The sequence below is a fragment of the Agreia sp. Leaf210 genome (assembly GCF_001421485.1).
Taxonomy (GTDB): Bacteria; Actinomycetota; Actinomycetes; order Actinomycetales; family Microbacteriaceae; genus Agreia.
Genome location: NZ_LMKK01000002.1, coordinates 556,080 through 572,488 on the forward strand (window position 1 = coordinate 556,080; position 16,409 = coordinate 572,488).

Here is a 16,409-nt window from a genome sequence, read left to right on the forward strand (position 1 = left end):
CGGGTGAAAGATATCAACGTGACCCACGATCTGATGTCTCCCGAGAAGAACGTCCAACGCATCATGTGGACAGGGACCATCTGGTTCGTCGCGGCGGTCGGGGCATCGGCGATCTCGCTCGGCCTGCTGCTCTCGAGCGGATGGCGACCCGCGCTGCTGGTCAAAGGCCTGGCGCTGCTGTGGTGGATCGGTGCGGGGCTCGTCGCGGTGAGCATCGGACTCATCGGATGGTCGGGATGCCCGATCCTCGAGGTCGATGTTCCCACGGCAGACCGCAACAAGACGCGCACCATGCAGCTCGGAACGATGCTGTTCATCGTGGGTGGCACCGCCGCGATGCTCGCCGTGATGCTCGGGCCGGCGGCTTAGCGTAGGTCTGCGCCCTCGCCGATCAGTCAGGCGCGTGTGAGCCGACAGAAGCGGCGACCGCCAGCGACGATCGCCCGCTCGACCGTGTAGCCGGATGCCCGGGCGACGTCGGCCAGGCGAGTGGCCCCGATCTCTGCCCACGGGAACACGCCGCTCTGCGCCCCCTCGTCGTCGACGAGCGTGGCACTGTAGGCGTGATCGCGATCGTCGTCGGTGTGCACCTCGACGATCAGAACGCCCGACGGGGCGAGGATGTCGCGGCAGCGCACGAGGAGAGCCGCGACGTCTCCGCCGATACCGACATTGCCGTCGATGAGCAGCGCCGTGCCCCACAGCCCCTCCGCGGGAACGCGCTCGAAGACGGAACCGAGGGCCACGGCCACCCCGCCGCGGCGAGCCATCGCCACGACCTCGGGCGAGACATCCAGACCGAGCGCGACGAGGCCGAGCCGGCCCGCGGCTCGCACCATGCGCCCCGGCCCGCATCCGATGTCGAGAATCGGCCCGCGAGCGTTCCGCAGAAGCGAATGGTCGATGTCGTCGGCATCGTCGGACCACTTGTCGAAGTCGAGCTCGAGTCGAGCGCCCGCAGTAGAGGAGATCGGTCCGGCCTCGCGTAGAGCGAGTCCGCCCTGCGCCTCGTGGCGGATGGCACGAGCGTAGGGCTCGTCTCCCCCGCGGCCGAACGTGGCGTCGGTGGGGTTCTGCTGCAGGAGGCTCATGGAGGTTATTCGTCGCCGACGAGAGCAGCGGATTGTGCTGCTCGAGCACGACCGGCTCGCCCGACCCCGCCGTCGGTCTCGGCGTCGATCGTCGGATCAGTAGACAGTGATGGCAGCCTTCGTCACGGCGGTGTCGTAGACCGACTCGAGGTCGCCGCCCTTGTCGCACGTCACGTCGACGTAGAGGCCGCTGCCGAGTTCGCCGAACGCCCGTCCCGCCAGCTTCCAATTCGAACCGTCGTCGTCGGTGCCCTGCATGAGCAGGGTGTCCACGGAGCCGGAACCCTCGAAGTTGTACGAGATGGTGTCATCGACGGCCTTGCCGGCGATCGTCGATGCGTCGGTGCTGAGAACGACGGCCAAGAACCCCGCGGTGGTGGCGCGGTCGTCGCCGTCAGCCACGGTCACCTCGGTTCCGAGGGATCCCTGGTGGAACGACACCGTGCAGAGGCCGGACGGATCGAGGTACGACCAGTTGCCTTTGCCGTCGTCGGGGCTCGCCACGGTCCACTCCGAGTCGGTGATGAAGGGATCAGAGAATTGGGCGAGCGAACCGGAATCGAGATCGCTTCCGGCGTCGAACGTGAGGTCTCCGCCCGCCGCACCGGGGGCAGCCGTCGAGGTGAAGGGCTCTGAGGTGTAGCTGTAGTCGTCGGGGTCGTACTGGCTCGCGATGGTCGCGAACAGACCGATGCCCGCGACGGCCATCACCACGAGAGCGACGATCGCGATGATGCCGCTGACGATGCCGACGTACCCGACGATGAGCCCCGCGAGCGCGAGTCCTCGACCCTTCTCACCCGTGCGCTTGATCTGGCCCAGCGCCATGTGGCCCGTGATGACCGCGACCAGCGAGACGAAGAAGGCCGAGACCAGTGAGACGATCGCCAAGACGTTGTATCGCGGTTCCTGAACTGGCGAATAGCCTCCCCCCTGCGGTCCGCCGTACTGAGGGGTGGGGTTCGAGTAGCCGTCGCTGGGCGGCAAAGGGGGCTGGTTGGGCGGCGTCTGGCTCATGCCGTTCATCATAAAGGGGGCACGCATCCCACCAACAGCGGGAGAGACCTGCGCGGCTTGCAGGATTCGTGCTCGCCAGGCGGGTGCTGCTGCAGCAAATCGATGCGACGAACACGAAACCGCTACGGAATCGCCCGTAGCCTCGAAGCACGGCGCACATCGCGCCTGCCAGCACAGTCCTTTGGATCGGAGGTTCCCCATGCCCACTACAACGACCACTCAGTACGTCGTTCCCGCGATCGGCGATGAACCCGAGGTTGTCGAAGACGCGTCGCTGGCAGAGACGTCCGCCGCATGGCTGGGCCTCAAGCAGGCAGCCGTCGAGCTGCAGGCACTCCAGATCAAAGACGGGTCGGTGCCCGATGCGGCAGCCCACCCGCGTGCGGCCGAACTCGTGGCCGTGATCTCGGCATCCATCGCGGCCCTCTCGCCCGCGTTCCCGCACGACGCCGACTACCATGAGGCCCTGCGCCGCGACTTCGACCGCTGGGTGTCCGACGGCTTCGGCGTTCCCGACTTCCTCGACTCGCTCGTGGTCTTCCGGCCCGAGAAGAACCGCGTGAACGGCATCCGCCACCTCGTCGTCTTCCCGATGACCACGCAGAACGGCTCGTCATCTCGCCTGGTCGAGGCCGTGCTCATCGAGGTCATCTGGCCCGAGTTCGTGGCCGAACTCGAGGCGGGCGACTACTCGAACGCACTGTTCGTGCCCATCAGGTTCGTCGACTTCACGCCCGGCTACGACACCAACTCGGCCGTCCTCTTCCCCGAGACCGTGGCGACCCGCAGCATCCCGACCTTCACCTGGGGTGCGATCTTCGCCGACCGTGAGGCAGCGCGCTTCAGAACCGTTGTGCGTGCGGCCGCCGACACCACGAGGCTCGAGCTGCCCGAAGACGCAGCACGCCTGCTCACCGACCAGGCACTGGCCGAGCGCACCTTCGTGATGTGGGATCTCATCCACGACCGCACGCACATGCGCGGCGACCTGCCCTTCGACCCGTTCATGATCAAACAGCGCATGCCGTTCTTCCTCTATTCGCTCGAGGAGCTGCGCTGCGATCTCACCGCCTTCCGCGAGTCGGTGCGCATCCAGCGCCGCCTCGAGGCGCTGGGCGAGAACGAGCTGTCGGATGCCGATGCGCACCTTCTCGAGCACGCCCGGCTCGTGCAGTACGCGGTGCTGTTCGATCGCATCTTCCGCTTCGCGCTCACCGGATCGCGCGTGCGCAACTACGACGGCCTCGGCGGCCAGCTGCTGTTCGCGTGGCTGCACCAGCACCACGTTCTGCACTGGACCGACACCAAGCTCACCATCGACTGGCCCGAGGTCGCCGACAGCGTGCTCGCACTGGGCCAGCAGATCGACGATCTCTACTGGCGCTCGATCGACCGGCCCAAGGTCGCGCACTGGCTGGCCGCCTACGAACTGGTCACCGAGACGGTCACGCCGCACCCGGCATCCGTCTGGGCTCGCGGCCCGCAGGCCCTGCCTCTCGACGGCCCGCCCCGCGCCCTGACCGACGCGATTCTCGACGACGAGTTCCCCCTCTCGATGTTCTACGAGGCGCTCTCGAAGAAGATCGGCGACGTGATCCTGTCGACCGAGGGCATCACGGGGTCGTCGGCGAGCTAGTCGTCGCCGCTGCGGACAGTATGTACCGGCATGCCGGGGCATACTGTCCGCAGGGTTAGCTACAGAAGGGTCGGTCATGAGCGTTGACGGTCGGGTTGTTGTTGTCGCGGGGGCCACGAGTTCATCGGGGGTCGCCGCGTCGCGGGCGTTGATCGCGGCCGGTGCCCGAGTCGTGGCCGTCGGGTCGAATGTCGAGAGGCTGCGCGCCTTCGAGCGATCAGTTGATGGTGCCGCGACCCGGGTATGCGACCTGTCGAAGCTGGCCGCGGTCACGGAGCTCGCCTCCTCGGTATCGCGGGAGTTCGGAGCCGTCGACGGACTGATCCACCTCGTGGGTGGATGGCGCGGAGCTGCAGGAATCACCGCTCAGAGCGACGACGATTGGGCCGCGATGGAGTCGGGCTTCACCACTCTGCGCAACACCTCGCGGGCCTTCTTCGACTCGTTGGCCGCGAGCGAGGCCGGCAGACTGGCGATCGTGTCGTCGGACTCGGTCGAGCGCCCGACCGCCGGAGGCGCCAGCTACACGGCCGCGAAGGCCGCCGCCGAGAGCTGGGTTCGCTCCGTGGCAGACGGCTTCCGTCGCGCGCAGTCAGGCAACAAGACCGCGCCGATGCCCCAGCGTGCGGCCGCGGTGCGCTTCTCGATCATGGCTTTGGTCGACGACGACATGCAGCGAGACAACCCCGAGAAGAGCTACGCCGGCTTCACCCACGTGGATGCGCTCGGCCAGGCCGTGGTCGGTTTGTGGCAGGGCGACGCGGCAGAGCTGAACGACAGTCGGATTCCTCTGAGCTGACGCCACACCCGCGCTCATCACGCTCGGCATGCAGCAGGCCAGGCTGTCCCTGGCAAGGGGTGGTTGCCATGAATGTGCCCCCGTAGCGTGGAACGCATGACCCATGAGAAGCGCACCCACGGATTGTCGCCAGAAGAAGACCTCGAGAAGGACACCTCGTACAGCCCGTCGAGTGAGCGCGACGACGACGTGCTCGAGAACGAGTCGGTCACCGACAGCGACGGCGTCGACTCCGACATGGACTCCTCGGAGATCCTCGTGCTGCCCGGTACCGGAGGCCCCGACGACGTAGGCGACATCGAGGTCGATCCCTCGGAGTTCAATCTGAGCGGCGACTCGATCCCGGGCCACCCGAAGCCCGCGTCACACCCGCACTAGGCGGCGACGCGCATCCGCGCCCGTTCGGCGCATCCGCTACCGGTCGTCCGGGGGCGGATGAACCGAACTGGCGCGGATACCCAGTACTCAGGCGTCAGGCCGGCGACACCAGGCGGATGAACGCGCTCAGCTGGGCGAGCGTCTGCTCGGTTCTCGGCAGGGCGTCGGTGAGGGTCGGTGAGTAGACCAGGTATGCCGCCCACTGCGCTCGGGAGATGGCGACGTTGAGCCGGTTGGCCATGAGCAGGAACTCGAGGCCCCTCGGCACATCATCGGCCGACGAGGCCGCGAGAGACACGATGGCCACCGCCGCCTCTCGACCCTGGAACTTGTCGACCGTTCCCACGGGAACGCTCTCGTAACCGGCCTCGGCGAGCCGCAGCCTGAGCAGCTCGACCTGCGCGTTGTAGGGCGCCACCACGATCACGTCGCGCTCCTCGAGCGGGCGAGCGACGCCGCCCGACCACCATTCGCGGCCGAGCACGGAGGCGACGATGTCGACCACGGCGTCGGCTTCCTCGGGAGACGAGGTCGACCGCTCGACGTGCCGGACCGCGACCGGATGCAGCCCCGGCTCGACTGCCTCGAGGCGCCTGTCTGATGCGTGCGAGACCAGCCTTCCCTCGTACGAGAGCTCGGACACCGGCGCGCAGACCGCGGGGTGCATGCGCCAGGAGGTGGCGAGGAAGTAGCCGAACTCGGGCGGCAGAACGTCATGGCCGGCGGACAGCCACCCGAGGGCCGACTCGTCGACGGGCTCGGGGTGCGTGCCCTGGCTCACCTGCGGCAGCTGCTGCGGATCGCCGAGCAACAGCAGTCGTGTGGCCGAGACCGCGGAGGCGATCGTCGACGCCAATGAGAATTGGCCGGCCTCGTCGACGACGAGCAGGTCGAGCGACTGCCGAGGGATGCGAGAGGCGTTGCTGAAATCCCAGGCCGTTCCGCCGACGACGTAGCCGCCCTCTCGGCCAGTGAATCCGGAGAAGGCCGTGGGAGAGAGCACGGTGAACTCGGGCTGCTCGTCGGCCGCCGAACCGGAGCCCGACGCGGAGGCCTTCTTGCCGACCAGTGCTCGGTCGACGCCCGCTCCGACGACGGCCCGCAGCATGTTCTCGACCGCCGCATGAGACTGGGCGACGACGCCGATCTTCCACCCGTGCTCGTGCACCAGCCGCGCGATCACATGCGACCCCGTGTAGGTCTTGCCCGTTCCCGGAGGGCCCTGCACCGCGAGGTACGAACGATCGAGCGTGAGCAGCGACGCGACGAGGGCCGAGATCACGTCGCCCACACCGTCGCGTCCTGCCACCACGGGTGCGAGCGCGGCCCGCGGCGGCCTGCGACGCAGAACGTCGTAGGCCGGGTCTGCGAGAGGTTCGGGATGCGCGTCGAGAATTGCTCGGCCCCACTCGGCGATGGCGTCGACCTGAGTGCCGGGCGGCGGCGGCGTGCCCGGTGTAAGCGCGACGGGCAGTTCGTCGTAGTGCGACGCCTCTTTCTCGAGCACCTCGTCGACGACGATGGTGCCGTCGTCGAGCGTCTCGACCACCGTCACCCGACTGTGGGCGGTTCGGGCACCGGGCTCGCGCCCCCTCAGTATCGGCGGATACGGGGCGTCGTAGAGAATGAACGGATTCTGCCCGGGCTTGATCGAGCTGCCCGGCGCGAGGACGCCTCGCAGACCCAGCCGCCGTCTGTCGCTGCGCTGCCTGCCCTCGCGGAACCAGTCGCGCAGCACAACGGCCTCGGTCACGACGAGCACGTCGCGGGTGTCGGCCCACTCGTCTATCGGAGCGGTGAGCCGGGAGAAGTGCTGCCACCAGAACGACTTCTGCTCGCGCCGGTGGTAATCGATGGCGGCGGATGCGAGGGCCAGCGCCGTGTCGTCGGCGGTGCGTTCCGCGAGCGGTACCGCCGCAGACAGTGCCGCCAGCTCGAGGTAGACGGGGTCGGGCTCGCGCACCGGCAGATCGAAGTCGAGCCGGCCGCCGGCATCCGGAATCACGCCGGGCGGAAGGGAATCGCGCGGCACGGACGCCAAGCACGCGAGAAGCCAGTCGCGCAGGCGCAGCGTGCTGACGCAGTCGTAGGTGTTGTAGCGGGCGATGTCGTCTTGCACCTGTGCCGAGGCGACCGGGTCGCCCGCGGCGAGAAGCTCACGCGAGCGCACGTACTCGGTGATGGAGTCTGCGGCGTTCGCCACCCCCGCCCGCTCGGCATCGCCCATGTAGAGCGGCTCGAGCTTTTTGAGCGAGTAGCTGCGCGTGCCGATGCGCATGCCCTGACGCACGATGGGATACAGGTCGACCAGCACGTTCTGACGCAGCAGGTCGTCGACCGCTTCTTCTCCGACTCCGTGCCGGGCCGCCAGCGTGAGCAGGTGGGTGCGTTCGTACGAGGCGTAGTGGTAGATGTGCATGAGCGGGTGTCGGGCGCGACGCTCGGCGACGTACTCGAGAAAGTCGATGAGCGCCTGCCGCTCCTCGGCCAGATCGTGCGCCCAGAACGCCACGAACGTCTCGTCGGGTTCGACGAGACCGAAGAGATAGTCGAGACCCCAGGCAGACCCCTCCTGATAGAGCGGGTCGCCCTCGAAGTCGAAGAAGATGTCTCCGGTATCGGGTGCCGGAATCGCGGCCAACGGGGCCGGGTCGGCGATCTGCCAGCTCAGCGCTTGCCCCGGAGCGGGCGGCTCGATCTGCATGCGTGCCTGGCCAGCGAGCGATTCGAGCGTGGCCTGCGCGAGGCCGGGAACGGGGCCTTCGGCCACCGCAAGCTGATCGATGCTCTGGATGCTTGCGGCCCGCAGGCGCGCCCGTTGCGTGAGCCGCATGCCGGCCACCTGCAGAACGTCGCGGGTGCGCTCGACCTGCTCGGCGCAGGCGGCGCAACGACCGCACGCGGTGTAGCGCGGATCGCCCCACTCCGTGGGCGCGGTGTCGGCCACGCGCTCGTCGATGAGCTGTTGCAGCCGGGCGCGGCGCCGACGGTAGACGGGCAGGATGTCGCGCAGTCGGTGCGAGGTCGTCTTGCCCGTGCCCAGAATGAGATGCACCGTCTCGCTCGTGGGGATGCCGTTCTGCTGCAGCTGATCGGCATAGGCGGCGAGCTGCAGCAGCGCGGTGATCTTGGCCTTGCGGGCGAGCTTGGTGTCGTAGACCGCGTAGGCGGGGCCAGCACCGACCGCGTAGGCGGGGCCAGCACCGACCGCGTAGGCGGGGTCAGCACCGACCGCGTACGCGGGCTCCCCACCGACAGAATCGTCGCGCACGAGAAAGTCTGAGTACCCGAGGAAGCGCCCATCGAAGAAGGCCCCCTGGAACACCACGGCGGCTCCGGAGCGCAGCGCCTCGAGCGTCTCGGCGGCGGCCACCTCGACCTGGTCGATCGCGGGCCGCTCGATCTCGACGACCCCTCCCGCCTCGCGCAACTGCTCGAGCGTCGCGAGCTCGTGCAGGTCTCCCAGGGTTGCGGTGCGACGCAACATGTCGTCTTCGGCCTCGACCACGGCATCGATGCGGCCGAGCTTGGCGTCGAGCTTGCGCATCAGAGCCCACTCGCACGCCGCCGCCGCAGTGAGATCGCTGGCCGAGTAGACCACCGTGTCATCGAGCAGGAACATGGGAACTCAGCTCTCTCGTCTGTCAGCCCTGACGTCGTCGACCCTCGCGTCGGCAGCCGCTGTGTCGTTCACGCTAGCGGGTGCCGCCGACACCGACGCGGGCATGCGGAACGAGTAGAGCGACGCCACCACGAAGAACACCGCACCCACACCGAACGCCACCGGGAACGAGAAGGCGTCGACGAGCGCGCCGGCCGCGAGCGGCCCCACGATGGCCCCGATGTCGGAGCTCATCGAGAAGATCGCGATGCCGCGCCCGCCGCGGCGTCCGACGACATCGCCGACGGATGCCGCGGGTGCGATCCCGAGGAACGCCGAGACCACCCCGTAGAGGCTGAGAAGAACGGTGAGCGTGATGATGTCGCCCGTGAACGAGATGGCGACGGTGAGCACCGCAGCCGCCGCGAGGGACAGGATCAGCGCGGGCTTCCGGCCTGCTCGGTCGATGAACCGCGCCGCGGGGCCCAGCGCCAGCGTCTGGGCCACCGCCGCGATGGCGAACGCGATTCCCGTGAACGAGCTCGGACCCTTGATGACCTCGACGACGATCACGGGGATGAGCGCGCTGCGCACTCCGAAGGAGTTCCAGCCCTGGGCGAAGTTGGCCAGACACGCTGCGCGGAAACGGGCGTCGCGCAGCACGTCGCGAAGCGGAACCAACGGGTTCTCCGAACCCGCGGCATCCGCAACGCCCTCAGTCGCCTGGCCGTCGACGACCTTCGCGCGCGGTCGCAGCAGCACGAGCCCGACGATGCCCGCGACGGCGAGCGTGCCCGCGTAGAAGAAGAAGGGAGCGGTGAGCGAGATCGTGGCGAGGAGGCCGCCGATCGCGGGGCCGGTCATGCCGCCGATGAGGAAGCCGCCCTGGTAGAAGCCGACGGCGCGGGCGCGATGCGCCGCGCTCGTCGTTCCGAGCAGAAGAGTCATGGCCGCGACGGTGAACATGGCGGAGCCGATTCCGCCGACCCCGCGAAGAAGGAGGAGGTGCGGGTAGTCGGCGGCGATGCCCACGAGCCCGCTCGAGACCGCGACGATACCGATGCCGATAGCGAGCACGACCCGCTCGCCCATCAGATCGATGAGCTTGCCCACGAAGGGGCTGGCGACGAGGCGCATCAGGGCGAAGGCCGAGACGACGGCGCCGACCTCTGCGTAGCCCACGCCGAAGCTGCGCACGAAGACGGGCAGCACCGGCACGACCACGCCGAACCCGACCATCACGAAGAAGGCGATGAGTCCGAGAACGTAGACGTCGCGGGAGAGGCGCTCGCGAGGGGCGGCTGCAGCGCCCGATCGACGGCGAAAGAGAGCGAGGGGGCGTGGCACTCGTCAAGGCTACGGGCGTTTAGGCGCGGCCGGCCCCGTTCCGTGAGCCTGCCGAAGGGAACCGTCTCGCCAGGCTCGACGAACGGGCTCCTAGAGGGATTCGCCCACCGTGATCGCTTCAGCCTCGACAAGAGGGCTCTCGTCGTGACCGTTGTCGACTCGGCTTAGAGCCTTTCGGCCGAGGAATGCCAGCAGCACGGCGGCGAAGACCGATGCAGCACCCGCGTACATCGGAGCGCTGGGCGAGATCGCCGCGGCCAGCGCAGCCGCGCCGGGAGGGGCGAAGGCGCCACCCAGGAAGCGCACGGCGGAGTACGACGACGACGCCACCGAGCGCGGCAGATCGCTCGCCTCCATCACGCTCTCGGTCAGCACCGTGTTCACGATTCCGAGCATGAGACCGCCGATGACGATGCACACGATGAGGCCTGTCTGCGAGTCGATGACCACGCCTCCCGCGATCAAGTCGAGCGCCAGAACCGTGAGCACGAGCTTGAGCACGCTGGTGCGCTTCATGCGCTTCGTGAGCAGCGGCGCCACGAACACCGAGGTAAAGGCCACCGAGAGACCCCACGCGAAGAAGGTGTAGCCGAGGCCCATCTCATCGAGGCCGAGCGGGTACGGGGTGTAGGCCAGCAGCACGAAGAAGCCGATGTTGTAGAACAGTGCGATGCCGGCGAGGTAACGGATGCCGGGCACCTTCATCGCGGTGAACGGCGCCGAGAGCTTCGTGGGTGTGCGCACGGCGGTCTTGTCCTCGCGCAGCAGCGTCACGATAGCGATGAAGCCGACCGCCATCAGCACGGCCGTACCGAAGAAGGGGCCTCGCCAGCTGATCGTGCCGAGCGTTCCGCCGAGCAGAGGGCCGACCGCAATGCCCACACCGAGTGCGGCCTCGTACAGGGTGATCGCCGCCCCGCTTCCTCCACTTGCCGCGCCGACGATCGTCGACAGGGCGGTCGAGATGAAGAGTGCGTTTCCGAGCCCCCATCCGGCGCGGAACCCGATGACGCCCTCGACGCTGCCGGCCAGGCCCGCGAGCGCAGCGAACACGACGATGAGGGCGAGCCCGATGAGCAGTGTCTTCTTCGCACCGATGCGACTCGAGATCCAGCTCGTGATGAGCATGGCGAGTCCGGTGACCATGAGGTAGCTCGTGAACAGCAGCGAGGTCTCGGTGGGGCTGGCCTTCAGACTCTTCGCGATGGCGGGCAGGATCGGGTCGACGAGACCGATGCCCATGAACGCGATGACGCTGGCGAAGGCCACTGCCCAGACGGCGAGCGGCTGCTTGAGGATGGATCCGGTGTGGGGCGATGTAGAAGTTGGCACTGATCAACTATATAGCCAAGGCATATAGTTAGGTCCCGTTCTGCGAAACGTGGCTGGAACCTAGCCCGGGTACCCTGGAACGACCATGGAACTCGGCGTCTACGCAGTATTCGGCATCGCGGTCATCGTCGCGGTCGCGTACTTCTCGAAGCGCCTCGGAGTGGCTGCACCGATCATCCTGGTGATCGTCGGAGTCGCCATCTCCTTCCTGCCGGGCTTCCCCGAGCTGCACATCGAGGGCGAGCTCGTGCTCGACGTGGTGCTGCCACCGATCCTCTACGCGGCGGCGATCAGCGTTCCCGTCGTCGATTTCAGACGCAACTTCAGCACCATCACGAGCCTCTCTGTGGTGCTGGTGATCGTCACCGCCTTCGGCACCGGCTTTCTGCTCTTCACGATGCTGCCCGACCTCAACCTCGCAGCGGCCATCGCGCTGGGCGCCATCATCAGCCCGCCCGACGCGGTCGCCGCGACATCCATCGGCCGTCGTCTCGGGTTGCCGCCGCGCATCCTGACCGTGCTCGAGGGCGAAGGGCTCGTGAACGACGCCACCGCCCTCGTGCTTCTGCGCTCGGCCACGGCCGCGGCCGCGGGCGGGCTCCTCTCGCCGTGGGAGACGGTGGGCGACTTCCTGTTCGCCGTCTTCGTCGCCATCGTGATCGGGCTGCTCGCGGGCCTCATCTCGGTGTTCGTACGCACGAAGCTGAACGACCCGGTTCTCGACACCGCGATCTCGATCGCCGTGCCGTTCCTAGCGTTCCTGCCCACCCAGGCGCTCGGCGCATCCGGTGTTCTCGCGGTGGTCGTGGCCGGCCTCTACACAGGGCATCACGCGCCATCGGCCTTCTCGGCGCAGGCGCGCATCAGTGACCGCATCAACTGGCGCACGATCCAGTTCTTGCTCGAGAACGGCGTGTTCCTGCTGATCGGGCTCGAGATCCGCACGCTCATCAACGACGTCGAGAACCCCGAGGTCTTGAGCGTGATGGATGCCGTCGGACTCGGCCTCATCGCCGTCGTCGCCCTGACGCTGCTGCGCTTCCTCTGGATCGGCCCGCTCGTCTACATGCTGAAGAAGCGCGCTGAGCACGCCGAGAAGCTCACCTACAAGAATCTGCTCGCGCTCTACCACTATCGAAAGACCCCGCACCGAGGAGTCTGGACGGGTCGGCGGCGGCTGCGAGAGGAGCGGCTCTATCAGCGTCGACGCTCCGACCTCGAGCAGTTGCGTCGCGAGAGCATCGACTGGCGCGGCGGCATCGTGCTCAGCTGGTCGGGGATGCGCGGCGTCGTCACCCTGGCCGCCGCGCAGTCGCTGCCCGCCGACATCCCCTATCGCTCGCAGCTGATCCTCATCGCGTTTACCGTCGCCGTCGTGACGTTGATCGTGCAGGGCGGCACCCTGCCCTGGCTGATCCGCCTGCTCGGAATCCAGGGCGTCGACGAGGCCGAAGACCGCCGCGAGCTCGCCACCCTGCTCGACGAGATCAGCTTCGCCGGCCTCGCCGTGCTCGACGACCCGGCGGGTGCCATCGACGGGGCGAACGATGTCGACCCCGACGTGGTGGAACGCGTACGCCAGTCGTCGTTCCTCAGGGCCGAGGCGGCGTGGGAACGCTCGCACGAGGCGTCGCCCGCCTCGACGAGCGCCGACGAGACCCCGCACCGCGTGTACCGTCAGCTGCGGTTGGCCGTCGTGCTCGCCGAACGCGAACGGCTTCTGGATGCCCGCCGCCGGGGAGCCTACCCGTCACGGATTCTCGCGCAGGCCCAGGGCATGCTCGACATCGAGGAGACCCGGCTGCGACCGCGCACCGGCGATCACTGATCGCCGACGCGGCCGTCACTCACCCCTCGAAGTCGGCCAGCACCGCCGCCGCGTCGTCGAAGACCCGCAGCGCACCGGCATCCATCAGCTCGCCCGACGAGATGCCGCCGGTGCGCACGCCGATCGAACTCAGGCTCGCCCGCGACGCCGCCTTCACGTCCCACACGGCGTCACCCACGAACAGCGCTTCGGATGCGTCGACGCCGGCCCGCTCGAGCGCCACGTTCACGATGTCGGGCTCGGGCTTCGCTGTGTCGACGTCGTCTGACGAGGTGGTCGCGTGCAGCGCATCGTTCACGTCGAGAACGTCGAGCAAAATCTCGAGCTCTTCCTTCGGCGCACTGGTCGCCAGCACCACCCGGATGCCCGCGCCGCTGAGCGCGCGGAGCAGCTCGACGGCGCCGGGGAGCGGGCGCAATCTATCTGTCGACGCTTGGTAGAGCCCAGAGTGCAGGTCTTTCGCGCGGTCACCGAGCTCGTCGACGGCGTCGCCGAGTAGCGTCTTGAGCAACTCGTCGCTGTCGAGACCGATCGAGCGGTGGATTCGCCAGGTGTCGACCGGGTGGCCGACCTTCTCGAAGGCCCGGGACCACGCATCCACGTGCAGGTAATTGCTGTCGACGAGAGTGCCGTCGATGTCGAAGAGCACGGCCTTGGGCGCGGGCGACCAGAGCTGCGCCCCGGGATCAGTCGGAGCCATACAGCACCGTCAGGGCGTGCTCGATCGTGCCGAAGAGGCCGAGGTCGTTGTCGGCCGAGTCGTGCAGGCGCAGGCCCGTTCCCTCCGGGGTGAGGTGCCCCGCGATGTTGGGAGTGCCTGCGAAGGCCACCTCCCAGGGTGCGTCGTCGTGCTTGGTCACATCGAAGTGCTCGCTGAGCGCCATTCGTGTCCTCTCGTCTCGGTAGCAGTCGTCGTCTGCGGGGTGTACGTCGTCATGCTCGCCCCGGTCGAGTTGGCCACGATAGTCCTGTCGCCGACGCAGCTTCCACCCCCTTGCGCCCGTCGGCCAGGCCACGCACGGTCGACGTGCGGCAAAGTCACCTTCGATGGTCAAACGAACGGCGATTTCTCACACCTGTTCTTCGTCGCCCAGTTTCATGTGCGGCACATCGCCGTTTCGATGCTCAACGAACGGCGTTTTGCCGCACCTCACGCGCCTGTGGATAGTTTCCGCCCCCGAACCGCTTCACACGGCATGGTGGACCCGTGACCCGAAGAAAGCCGCTGCCCGATGCCGTCGTCGGCCGCGCCTTCTCGACACGAGAAGCTCTGATGCTGGGAGCGACCGCGAAGCAATTGATGTCATCCGACCTCCACAGACCGTTTCATGGGGCGCGATTGCCGGCGGGCGCCGACACACTTCGAGAACGCTGCCTTGCATTGCAGTCCGTCACGAACGCTACGAGCTTCATCAGCCATTCGACCGCGGCTCGACTCTATGGAGTCCCGCTCCCCTGGCGACTGCAGAGAGAAAGCACCGTTCATGTCACCGTCGAGAGACCCAACCGCTCTCCGCAGCGCCCCGGCGTCGTCGGGCACTCCTGGAAACCGGGCGAGGGCGCGCCCCCATGGCTGAGCTCCCGGGGCCTGCGCATCTCCCGTGCAGCACGCGTCTGGCTCGATCTCGCGAGCCAGCTCGACCTGGTCGACCTCGTGATCGCTGGCGACTACCTGCTGCGCGGCTTCCGTGAGCGCAACGGCAGCCATCGCCCCTTCGCTACCATCCCGCAGCTCCGCGCGGCCGCGGCAGAACACGCTCACCGTCGGCACGCAGCGTTGATCGCTGCGGCCCTCGAGCTTCTCCGCGAGCGCGTCGACTCCCCCTACGAGACACGGCTTCGGCTGATCGTGCAGAGCGCCGGGTTCCCGATCCGATCGTGAACGAGCCGATTCTGGATGCCATGGGAGAGATCATCGCGCAGCCAGATCTACGGATCCCCGGCTACAACGTGGGGATCGAGTACCAGGGCGACGGCCACCGCACCGACAGGTCGCAGTGGCAGCGCGACGTAGTGCGCCGCCGCGAACTCGACCTCATCGACTGGAAGTCGATCGAGGCTGTGCTCCCCGACATCCGCAACCCCGGACACTTCCTGAACACCCTCCAACACGAACTCCGGCGGCGAGGGTGGACCGGCACCAGCACTTGGCCCACCCTCGGCATCGGCGGCTGACGCCCGCAACCGGCGACCAGCATCCGATGGCACACCAGCGATAGCAACAAAGAAGCGCCGAACGCAACGCCCGTGCGCGACGCGTGCGCAAGACTGGATTCGTGACCCTTTCGACAGACACCTCCTCTTCCCTGCGCCTGCACGACACCGACTACCGCGGATTCGCGAGCGACAACTACGCCGGCGTTCACCCCGAGGTACTCGCCGCCGTCGCCGCCGCGAATGGCGGCCACCAGATCGCCTACGGAGAAGACCTCTACACGGCCCGCCTGCAGCACGTGATGGCCGAGCACTTCGGCGACGGAGTCGAGGCGTTCCCGGTGTTCAACGGCACCGGCGCGAACGTGCTGAGCCTGCAGTCGATGCTTCCCCGCTGGGGAGCGGTGATCTGCACGCAGACGGCGCACATCCACACCGACGAGAACGCGGCGCCCGAGCGAGTCGCGGGCCTGAAGCTGCTCACCGTGCCTACACCGGATGGCAAGCTCACCCCCGAGCTCATCGACCGCGAGGCCTGGGGCTGGGGAGACGAGCACCGCGCACAGCCGCTGGCCGTCTCGATCACGCAGACCACCGAACTCGGCACGGCGTACACCCCCGACGAGGTGCGCGCCATCGCCGAGCACGCGCACGCCCGCGGAATGACCCTGCACATGGACGGCGCCCGCATCTCCAACGCCGCCGCCTACCTCGGCGTGCCGCTGCGGGCCTTCACCTCCGACGCCGGGGTCGACATCGTGTCGTTCGGCGGAACCAAGAACGGGCTCATGTTCGGCGAGGCGGTCGTGGTGCTCAACCCCGCAGCATCCGAGGGCCTGACGTATCTGCGCAAACTCAACATGCAGCTCTCGAGCAAGATGCGCTTCGTCTCGGCGCAGTTGATCGCGCTCCTCAGCGACGGGCTCTGGATGCGCTCGGCCTCGCAGGCCAACGCGATGGCCCAGCGGCTGCGCCAGGCCGTCGAGGGGCTGGATGGCGTGACGATCACTCAGCCCACGCAGTCGAACGCGGTCTTCGCGATCGTGGCTCCCGAGGTCGCAGACCGGCTGCGCGAGAGCTTCCGCTTCTACGACTGGGATCCGTCGACGGGCGAGGTGCGCTGGATGTGCGCCTTCGATACGACCGAGGCCGATGTCGACGCGTTCGCTGCCCGTCTGCGCGAGCTGCTCGCCGAGGTCTGAGCACACCGGCCCTCGAGGGCGCCG

15 protein-coding genes are annotated in these 16,409 nt (G+C 67.9%); 8 read left to right on the forward strand and 7 right to left on the reverse strand.

Translation table 11 applies throughout. The features are described from left to right. Positions 1 to 18: 18 nt before the first annotated feature. Positions 19 to 369: a hypothetical protein gene (locus ASE64_RS08650; RefSeq protein WP_104280286.1), complete on the forward strand. Its 351-nt coding sequence runs from the start codon at positions 19 to 21 to the stop codon at positions 367 to 369. A gap of 26 nt (positions 370 to 395) precedes the next feature. Here the strand turns inward: ASE64_RS08650 and ASE64_RS08655 are convergent, their stop codons facing one another. Together ASE64_RS08655 and ASE64_RS08660 are read right to left on the reverse strand one after the other, a co-directional pair. Continuing rightward, on the reverse strand, positions 396 to 1,091 hold the full coding sequence (locus ASE64_RS08655) for a class I SAM-dependent methyltransferase (RefSeq protein ID WP_055778826.1): 696 nt from the start codon (positions 1,089 to 1,091) through the stop codon (positions 396 to 398). A 96-nt stretch (positions 1,092 to 1,187) separates the two neighbouring features. Beyond that, a complete protein-coding gene (locus tag ASE64_RS08660; RefSeq protein WP_156351728.1) occupies positions 1,188 to 2,108 on the reverse strand; it encodes a DUF4190 domain-containing protein in 921 nt (306 codons plus the stop codon). A 199-nt stretch (positions 2,109 to 2,307) separates the two neighbouring features. Here ASE64_RS08660 and ASE64_RS08665 point away from each other — a divergent pair, with 199 nt between their 5' ends. The 3 genes from ASE64_RS08665 to ASE64_RS08675 all read left to right on the forward strand — a co-directional run bounded on the left by ASE64_RS08665 (position 2,308) and on the right by ASE64_RS08675 (position 4,921). Beyond that, a complete protein-coding gene (locus ASE64_RS08665) occupies positions 2,308 to 3,744 on the forward strand; it encodes a DUF6421 family protein (protein WP_055778832.1) in 1,437 nt (478 codons plus the stop codon). Positions 3,745 to 3,820: 76 nt separating this feature from the next. Then, a complete protein-coding gene (locus ASE64_RS08670; protein WP_055778834.1) occupies positions 3,821 to 4,543 on the forward strand; it encodes an SDR family oxidoreductase in 723 nt (240 codons plus the stop codon). 96 nt (positions 4,544 to 4,639) lie between these two features. Next, positions 4,640 to 4,921, forward strand: coding sequence for a hypothetical protein (locus tag ASE64_RS08675; protein ID WP_055778837.1), 282 nt, complete (start codon positions 4,640 to 4,642; stop codon positions 4,919 to 4,921). A 94-nt stretch (positions 4,922 to 5,015) separates the two neighbouring features. Here the strand turns inward: ASE64_RS08675 and ASE64_RS08680 are convergent, their stop codons facing one another. From ASE64_RS08680 to ASE64_RS08690, 3 genes are all read right to left on the reverse strand, one after another. Then, the gene (locus tag ASE64_RS08680; RefSeq protein WP_055778839.1) at positions 5,016 to 8,543 is read right to left on the reverse strand and encodes a TM0106 family RecB-like putative nuclease; all 3,528 of its coding nucleotides are present in this window, start codon (positions 8,541 to 8,543) and stop codon (positions 5,016 to 5,018) included. Between the two features lie 6 nt (positions 8,544 to 8,549). After that, the gene (locus ASE64_RS08685; RefSeq protein ID WP_235480547.1) at positions 8,550 to 9,869 is read right to left on the reverse strand and encodes an MFS transporter; all 1,320 of its coding nucleotides are present in this window, start codon (positions 9,867 to 9,869) and stop codon (positions 8,550 to 8,552) included. Between the two features lie 90 nt (positions 9,870 to 9,959). Beyond that, complete coding sequence (locus ASE64_RS08690; RefSeq protein ID WP_055778842.1) at positions 9,960 to 11,201, reverse strand: MFS transporter; 1,242 nt, start codon at positions 11,199 to 11,201, stop codon at positions 9,960 to 9,962. Between the two features lie 85 nt (positions 11,202 to 11,286). Between ASE64_RS08690 and ASE64_RS08695 the strand changes: the two genes are divergently transcribed. Then, entirely contained in the window at positions 11,287 to 13,029 is a 1,743-nt protein-coding gene (locus ASE64_RS08695) for a cation:proton antiporter (RefSeq protein WP_055778844.1), read from the forward strand. Between the two features lie 19 nt (positions 13,030 to 13,048). Here the strand turns inward: ASE64_RS08695 and ASE64_RS08700 are convergent, their stop codons facing one another. Beyond that, the gene (locus ASE64_RS08700; RefSeq protein WP_055778847.1) at positions 13,049 to 13,729 is read right to left on the reverse strand and encodes an HAD family hydrolase; all 681 of its coding nucleotides are present in this window, start codon (positions 13,727 to 13,729) and stop codon (positions 13,049 to 13,051) included. Then, a complete protein-coding gene (locus ASE64_RS17580) occupies positions 13,716 to 13,913 on the reverse strand; it encodes a hypothetical protein (RefSeq protein ID WP_055778849.1) in 198 nt (65 codons plus the stop codon). Before ASE64_RS17580 ends, ASE64_RS08700 begins: the two co-directional genes overlap by 14 nt. A 323-nt stretch (positions 13,914 to 14,236) precedes the next feature. Between ASE64_RS17580 and ASE64_RS08710 the strand changes: the two genes are divergently transcribed. From ASE64_RS08710 to ASE64_RS08720, 3 genes are all read left to right on the forward strand, one after another. Further along, positions 14,237 to 14,911 (forward strand): hypothetical protein, encoded by a 675-nt coding sequence (locus tag ASE64_RS08710; protein ID WP_055778852.1) that lies wholly within the window; start codon positions 14,237 to 14,239, stop codon positions 14,909 to 14,911. Next, positions 14,908 to 15,204 carry a hypothetical protein gene (locus tag ASE64_RS08715; RefSeq protein WP_055778855.1) on the forward strand — a complete coding sequence of 99 codons (297 nt, stop codon included), beginning with the start codon at positions 14,908 to 14,910 and terminating at the stop codon, positions 15,202 to 15,204. The genes ASE64_RS08710 and ASE64_RS08715 overlap by 4 nt, the downstream gene beginning before the upstream one ends. Positions 15,205 to 15,305: 101 nt before the next feature. Next, a complete protein-coding gene (locus ASE64_RS08720) occupies positions 15,306 to 16,385 on the forward strand; it encodes a threonine aldolase family protein (RefSeq protein WP_055779866.1) in 1,080 nt (359 codons plus the stop codon). Positions 16,386 to 16,409 lie beyond the last annotated feature (24 nt).

What these genes read in the sequence shown, in the direction of transcription:
- ASE64_RS08655 (WP_055778826.1), bottom strand. Translation starts at nt 1,091, where the DNA reads ATGAGCCTCCTGCAGCAGAACCCCACCGACGCCACGTTCGGCCGCGGG.
- ASE64_RS08660 (WP_156351728.1), bottom strand. Translation starts at nt 2,108, where the DNA reads ATGAGCCAGACGCCGCCCAACCAGCCCCCTTTGCCGCCCAGCGACGGC.
- ASE64_RS08665 (WP_055778832.1), top strand. Translation starts at nt 2,308, where the DNA reads ATGCCCACTACAACGACCACTCAGTACGTCGTTCCCGCGATCGGCGAT.
- ASE64_RS08670 (WP_055778834.1), top strand. Translation starts at nt 3,821, where the DNA reads ATGAGCGTTGACGGTCGGGTTGTTGTTGTCGCGGGGGCCACGAGTTCA.
- ASE64_RS08675 (WP_055778837.1), top strand. Translation starts at nt 4,640, where the DNA reads ATGACCCATGAGAAGCGCACCCACGGATTGTCGCCAGAAGAAGACCTC.
- ASE64_RS08680 (WP_055778839.1), bottom strand. Translation starts at nt 8,543, where the DNA reads ATGTTCCTGCTCGATGACACGGTGGTCTACTCGGCCAGCGATCTCACT.
- ASE64_RS08695 (WP_055778844.1), top strand. Translation starts at nt 11,287, where the DNA reads ATGGAACTCGGCGTCTACGCAGTATTCGGCATCGCGGTCATCGTCGCG.
- ASE64_RS08700 (WP_055778847.1), bottom strand. Translation starts at nt 13,729, where the DNA reads ATGGCTCCGACTGATCCCGGGGCGCAGCTCTGGTCGCCCGCGCCCAAG.
- ASE64_RS17580 (WP_055778849.1), bottom strand. Translation starts at nt 13,913, where the DNA reads ATGGCGCTCAGCGAGCACTTCGATGTGACCAAGCACGACGACGCACCC.